General features: G+C 40.1%; 6 protein-coding genes. All 6 read left to right on the top strand.

Going from position 1 to position 7,153, the window contains the following annotated elements; genetic code table 11:
* Positions 1–231, top strand: a 231-nt coding sequence (locus tag FPQ10_RS06125) for a hypothetical protein (RefSeq protein WP_222103055.1), incomplete at its 5' end; no start/stop codon positions are given.
* 237 nt (positions 232–468) lie between these two features.
* Positions 469–1,362 carry a sensor histidine kinase gene (locus FPQ10_RS06120; RefSeq protein WP_144161863.1) on the top strand — a complete coding sequence of 298 codons (894 nt, stop codon included), beginning with the start codon at positions 469–471 and terminating at the stop codon, positions 1,360–1,362.
* Between the two features lie 359 nt (positions 1,363–1,721).
* The gene (locus FPQ10_RS06115; RefSeq protein ID WP_144161860.1) at positions 1,722–4,397 is read left to right on the top strand and encodes a Cna B-type domain-containing protein; all 2,676 of its coding nucleotides are present in this window, start codon (positions 1,722–1,724) and stop codon (positions 4,395–4,397) included.
* A 12-nt stretch (positions 4,398–4,409) separates the two neighbouring features.
* On the top strand, positions 4,410–5,993 hold the full coding sequence (locus FPQ10_RS06110) for a SpaA isopeptide-forming pilin-related protein (RefSeq protein WP_144161918.1): 1,584 nt from the start codon (positions 4,410–4,412) through the stop codon (positions 5,991–5,993).
* 75 nt (positions 5,994–6,068) lie between these two features.
* Positions 6,069–6,917, top strand: a complete 849-nt coding sequence (locus FPQ10_RS06105) for a class C sortase (RefSeq protein ID WP_144161858.1) — start codon at positions 6,069–6,071, stop codon at positions 6,915–6,917.
* A partial coding sequence (locus FPQ10_RS06100) for a hypothetical protein (protein WP_186278574.1) occupies positions 6,914–7,153 on the top strand: 240 nt, incomplete at its 3' end. The genes FPQ10_RS06105 and FPQ10_RS06100, both read left to right, overlap by 4 nt.

Genomic DNA, 7,153 nt, shown 5'->3' with positions numbered 1-7,153 from the left:
ATGAATGTTGAAGAACTGCGGATGAATGTTGAAGAACTGCGGATGAATGTTGAAGGACTGTGGATGAATGTTGAAGGATTGCAGATTAATGTTGAAGGATTGCAAATGAATGTTGAAGAATCGCGGATGAATGTTGAAGGATTGCAAATTAACATTGAAGGCCTGCGAATGAACACTGAAGAACCACAGATTACCACTGAAGGGCCGCAAATTAACCCTGAAGCTTCGTGAATTAACCCTGAAGAAACGCGGATTACCACTGAAGGCCCGCAGATTAACACTGAAGAACTGCCAATGAACACTGAAGGGCCACAAATAAACACTGAAGAACAGCAAATGAACACTGAAGAATCACAAATCAACACTAAACGGTATTCTATCAATACAACTAGAGTGGTCTGATATTATTGCTTGCTGCATAAAATAGGCTGGTTCGAAACTAATTGTATTGCGAAAGGATGTTGTTGCGTGAAAAACGAATCGCTTTCCAATGATGATAATAAATCTGTGACTGATCTGATAGGTGAGCAATTTGAATTGGGTGCTAATAATGAAAAGCTAATTGATGAAAATCGTCAACTAGCGTCTATGGTTGATGAGCTTCAGGGGAGGTTGGAAGCTCAACGTACATACCGTGCGATATTGGCGCATGAGATTGGTACGCCGCTCACGTTAATTCAGGGGTATCTGCAGATGATCAAAGATGGGGCAATTCATCCAACGAATCACCCGTATCATGAGCTTGCGCTTGAAAAAGTGAGAAATTTAAGTCGGCTGGTTGGGGAGCTTCAAGAATTGTCGGTCATTGAAAAACAAGAGGCGGTTGTTCGGCTGGAACGCATGAATGTGGCTGATTGGCTAAGGCGGATCGAGCGGTTAGGTTCGTTTATGGTTGAGCAATCGGGGCGGATTTTTCGCTGGAAAGTATTCGGACGACCGCACAATAACCGCGATGTTTATATGGATTTCTTTCGGATGGATCAGGTGTTTCAGAATCTATTGTTCAATGCGATTAAGTTTACCGAAGAACTAGACGGCTGCATTGAATTTTATGTTTACTGGAAAGATCTGGATTATATTAAGCTCGTAGTAAAAGATAATGGTGTGGGGATTGCAGATGAAGATTTGCCCTATATTTTCAAGCACTATTACCGAGGGACGGAAGGGGCAAGTGGCTCGGCGGCTCATGGCGTAGGTCTTGGGTTAGCTATTGTTGAAGAGATTGTCCATGCTCATGATGGGATGATTACTGCTCAAAGTAATGAAGGAAAAGGGAGTTCCTTCATCATTAAAATGCCGTTAAAAGAGTATTTAGATGTAAATGATTCGATGGGTAATAGCGACTATATCAAAAGGAGATAAATTTAGGATTTTTTTGGAATTAATTCAGATAAAATTTCATATCATTACATGAACCGTTTACAAGTTCGTAAATGGTTTTTTTATTTTGCCATTTTGTTCGAATCAGTACTTCATTCTATTGATTGCTTAGCTAATGATTGGTTTTCGACATAATTATACTAATTATTCTAAATATTTTTTCTTATCTTAACCTCGATTTAACTTTCGCGTCTTAGGATGAATATAGTGCTTTTATCACGGTTGTCTAAAAAGGAGGTTGCGCTCTTCAAATAATCCACATCGTTCGTTCTTCGCTATTATTTTTTCACCGAACGACCAAAACATACAACATCAACAATTTAGAGAAAGGAGGAAAAGAGATGCGCTATATTAAAGGAATTTCGATTATGACGATCGTTGTGCTTATTTTTCATATCTTTGGCTTGAATGCTGGTTTGTTGGCGACTTCGGAGCAATCAACTTCAAATGAAGTGTCTGTTGAATATGTTACTCATTCGGACGAGGATATTGAATGGAACCTGGTCGTTGACGTCACCAATGAGTCTGAGGATGACGAAGTGAACGTTGCGATTGAATTTTCAAAAGGATTAAGTCATGGATCTATCGACGGTACAAATTCGATTGATGTTGAGCAAACGGCAAATGGCTATCTGTTGAAGTCATCTAAATCGATTCAAGAAGAGTTCAAGATTACAACCGTTAGAACAGATGACCTCGTTGATTCGTATCAATTAAAAGCGGTTGTTTCGTTTGACGGCCAGCAGATTAAAGACTTTGACGAGAAGTCGCTCGAAATGCCTGTTTTGACTCAATTAGATGAAACAGAATCGAACGAGCAAGCTGATGAGTCATCTTCTGAAATGACGTCGAATGAAGAGGATGCAGAAGAGCAAGTTGAATCGTCCGAAGATGACGAGGCTGAAACGGAAGATGATACGGGTTCATCCGAGGTGGAATCGCATTCAGAGGATGGAGAAAGTGATGATTCGGCATCTGGATCTAAAGAAAAACCTGTAGAGCAATCAAAAACATTGGATGAAAATGAAGAAGAGAATCAAAAATCCAATCAAGATCAAGTGGTGAAACAAAAGGAAACGAACTCACAAAATAACAAAGTAGATGCCACAAAATCATTATTTGTTTCCTTATCTACATCTGGAAGTTATTTTTCAGGAACAAATGCGATTGTTGTGCCTACAACCTTAGTTGGTACATCACAAAATGATCACACAAGACCACATCGATTATGGTCCAAAGATGGAACTGTTTATGTAGCTGTGAAATCAACACACAGTTTACAATTTATTACATTGAATGGTGTTACCTCAACGAATTTCGATGAATATAATCCTCTGGTGCCCATATATATAGACGGTGTTGAATATAATCCTAAAGATGGATTGAAAGGAAATACGAAAGATTCGCATTGGACTGTTTTTAAGTTTCCTTTGACTGACTTGAATTTAAACGACGATGGAATCTACACGTTCTTTATCAAAGGAATCGGTGGTGGACATGATGTAGGCGGAGATTTATTATTTGAAATTCCGAAAACAGATGTTACAGCAAATAAAGTGTGGGATGGCGGTACAGAACGACCATCAATCACCTTGCATTTATTAGTTTCTGCAGCAGGTGAAGCTCCTCATCAAATAAAAAACGCAACAGTGGATGGCAATGAAATCCCAGCTTGGCAATACACATGGGAGGAAGTACCTCAGTATGATCCCTATGGTAGAGAGTATATCTTTACTGCTGATGAAGCAGATGTACCGGTCAATTATGTGAAAAGCTTAGACGGATTAACCGTAACAAACACATATAACCCAGAACAAATAGATATTCACGTTACGAAAGAATGGATTGGTCCAGCGGCAGAAGCTGTGACCGTTCAGTTATTTGCAGACGGAACTGACACTGGAAGGACGTTGGTCTTAAATGAAGCGAATAATTGGTCGGACACATTCGCAGATTTGAATGTGTTCGATGACCAAACAGGGAACCAAATTTCCTATACAGTACAAGAAATAGATATACCTGGATATTCAAGTGACGTTTTGGGTTCAGTTGATAATGGATTTGTAGTCACGAATACGAATGATGAAACGCTGGATATCCAAGTTGCAAAAGAATGGGTTGGTCCAGCAGCAAACGAAGTCACGATACAGCTGTTTTCGGGCGGAGTTGACACAGGAGAAATGATAACGTTAAATGCGACGAATAATTGGTCAGGTGCTTTTGAAAATTTAAGAAAATATGATGAAACGACAGGTGTGAAAATAGACTATATCGTTCAAGAAGTAGCCCTCGAAGGTTATACATCTCATAAAACTGGTTCAGTTGAAGAGGGTTTTACTTTTACGAATACGAACGATGAATTGATTGATGTCGTAGTGACAAAAGAGTGGATTGGTCCAGAAACGGGTGAAGTGACAGTCAGTTTACTTGCAGATGGAACAGATACAGGCATAACAGAAGTATTAAATGAAGATAATCAATGGTCTGCTGTCTTTACTGGATTTCGAAAATATGATGATGAAACAGGAAATGAAATTGAATACGAAGTCATAGAGCTTAACGTTCCGGATGGCTATGAAGCTAGTTACCGAGCAGAAGATGGAGTGTTAATCGTTACCAACACTGCCTTATATGGTTCATTAACGATTTATAAAGTTGATGAAAATGGTGATCCACTAGCAGGAGCGATGTTTGAGCTCAATGGTTCGGATGGATTTTCCATGACAGGAACTTCAGATGAATTTGGGTTAATCATTTTCGACGAATTACCTTTGGGAGAGTATACGTTAACAGAAACGAAAGCACCAGAAGGTTATCGACTGCTTGAAGGTGAACGAACCATCTCCATTTCAAGTGATCAACTGCACGTAAATGAAACAATCGAAAACACGTTACAAGACTGGGAGATTCCGAAAACAGGAGGAATTGGAACAATAGGATTTTACGGTGTCGGAGCAATCCTCATGGCAACCGCTTTGTTCCTTTTGTGGAGAAGACGGAAAGAAAACAATGAATAGGGGAGAAGTTGAATGAAAAAATTAGCCACAACGTTAATCGCTTTGTTAATTTTTAGTTTGTTATTGCCTTTGAGCGTTGCGGGTGTAGAAAACCCGTACTCGCCTTCGTATGGTTCGTTGTTTATTCATAAATATGAACAAGAACCTGGAGCAGCACAAGGGGATGCTGATGGACGAGATTTAACCGAACCAGTTGATGGCATACCACTCGAAGGTGTGACGTATCAAATTATCCAGACGCACGAATACAACAAAGAATTTGATACTTGGACAGAAGTTACAGATGGATTTACGTCGACGAAAGTGACTGGTCCGGATGGAATAACAGGTTGGATGGAGATTCCACTAGGTAGATATAAAGTTCAAGAAATTGACGGACCAGACCACGTCAATTTAAACACCCAAGAATTTTTCGTAGATATTCCAATGACTGTTCAAGACGGAAGCGAATCATTCTACCACGTAAATATTTATCCGAAAAACGAAACAATCCGAAATGACGTTGAGTTGACGAAGAAGGATGGTAGTAATAATCTCTTGGGACTTCCAGGTGTTATATTTGAGCTTTATGGTGATGATGATGAGTTGTTTGAAGGTACGGAAACTTTCACAACAGACCAAGATGGGAAAATACTCATAAAAAACTTACCTTATGGTAATTATTATTTCAAAGAGACGCATACACTTGATGGTTACGTGCTTGGCGACCAGCGAATCGAATTTTCTGTAGAAGATAGTGATTCAGAAATCAAGGTAGAAGCGGTAAACTATCGTGAGCCAGACATTAAAAAAGACGTTAATGTTGATGCCAGCAACCGTGGAGAAGAAGTCACGTACTCAATTACGATTGATGTACCAGGCGACATGTTTGAATATACGAACTTTACAGTAACCGATGTTCTAGATGATGACTTAAGCTATGTCGACGGTAGCTGGAGTGTCACTGGTGTAGATAGTACAGCGTTCACGTTTGGTCAAAACGGTCAAACGTTGACGTGGGATGTTTACGACTTTTCGGCATTCCAATCGGTTAACCAGGTGGTTATCGAGTTTGATGTTTTGATTTCAGAAGAGGCAACAGCGAATGATCCAATTTCAAACGAAGCATCTGTGAACTACACGAACAAACACGATCAATCTGGTGATAAAACGACTGATCCGGTAGAAATTTTGCCGACTGCAGGTACGTTACTTGTCATTAAACAAGATGGAGATAATCAAGCATTACTTCAAGGTGCTGAATTTAAAGTCGTTAACACGGACACAGAAGAAGTATTTACCGGCACAACAGATGAAAACGGTGAAATTGATTTCGGTGAACTCGACTACGGCGATTATGAGTTAATCGAAACAAAAGCTCCGATGTACGATGACGATGGTGTCATGAAGCCTTACAACAAATTAAACAACCCGATCAGCTTCTCCGTTAATGCTAATAACAGCGACCATGTCATCGCAGTAGATAACTTTAAATCCGGTTGGGAATTACCGAAAACGGGTGGAATTGGTACATCACTCTTCACACTCATTGGTGCATTACTGATGGGGACGGCGTTAGTATTGTATATCCGCCATCGCAAAAATGAAACGGCATAAATTTTGATGGAAAGTTAAGAAGGGGACAATGCGTCTCCTTCTTAACCTTCATCATGAAAGGGAAAGGTGAGTGGGATGTTCCGAAAGTTCATCGTGGTAGCGGTATTTGTCGTCGGGCTTAGTATCTTTTTTTATCCCATTGTTAGTGATTGGTTTAATACACAGGAGCATCACTCATCGATTACCAAGCATAATGAAGCGTGGAAAAACATGTCCGATAAGAAAAAAGAACAGGAAAGACAGAAGGCTGAAGAGTATAATGCGGCGCTCCAAAATCAACCCGTATCGATTGAAGATCCGTTTGCTGAAGAAGTAAGTGGCGAAGTGGAGGAAGATCAGCATTATCTAAATGTGTTGGATATCGGTGAAGCGATGGGGAGTATCGAGATTCCGTCGATTGATGTACGCATCCCGATTTATCATGGTGTCAGCGAAGATGTACTGAGTCAAGGAATCGGCCATATGCCGAATTCGTCCTTGCCAGTTGGTGGGAAAGGCAATCATGCGGCGTTAACGGGACATCGTGGATTACCCAGTTCGAAGCTTTTTAGGAATTTAGATGAAATAAAGGTAAAAGATAGGTTTCAAATCCATACTTTAGGGGAAACGTTAACGTATGAAGTGGATGATATCCAAATTGTCCTGCCAACAGAAACAAGTTGGCTCGAATTCAATCCTACCGAAGACCTCGTTACGTTGATCACATGCGAACCTTATATGATCAACACACACCGCCTTCTTGTACGAGGTAAACGTATTCCTACTGAAGAAACAAAAGAAGCAACTGCACTTGTCACTCCAGATGGACCGATGATCGAAGCAGAGAAACCAATGTATCTACTATGGATCGCTTTGTTAATTTTATTGATGTCGATACTAACGTATTGGTATATTCGACGTCGGAAAAGGTGGAAAAGACGATGAACAAGAAAAAAGGATTCATTGTCGGCCTGTTCGCGATTGGAGTAATTATCGTTATCTATCCTCACGTTGCACAATTCATCAATAATCAAATCCAACATACCTATGTAGATCATTTTCATGCTGAAGCGGATACCATCCCTGCAACACTCAAACGAAAAAAGATTAACGATGCACGTGAATGTAACAATGCGATTTATCAGAATGATGAGGGACTTAGTGATCCATTTACAGAAGGA

Source organism: Allobacillus sp. SKP2-8 (genome assembly GCF_007559355.1).
Taxonomy (GTDB): domain Bacteria; phylum Bacillota; class Bacilli; order Bacillales; family Alkalibacillaceae; genus Allobacillus; species Allobacillus halotolerans.
Note: the sequence above shows the minus strand (reverse complement) of the source record. Positions and strands in the feature narration are given on the sequence as shown.

Bases quoted from the DNA above. Each gene is read 5' to 3' on its own strand.
- FPQ10_RS06110 (WP_144161918.1), top strand. From the start codon at position 4,410: ATGAAAAAATTAGCCACAACGTTAATCGCTTTGTTAATTTTTAGTTTG.
- FPQ10_RS06105 (WP_144161858.1), top strand. From the start codon at position 6,069: ATGTTCCGAAAGTTCATCGTGGTAGCGGTATTTGTCGTCGGGCTTAGT.
- FPQ10_RS06115 (WP_144161860.1), top strand. From the start codon at position 1,722: ATGCGCTATATTAAAGGAATTTCGATTATGACGATCGTTGTGCTTATT.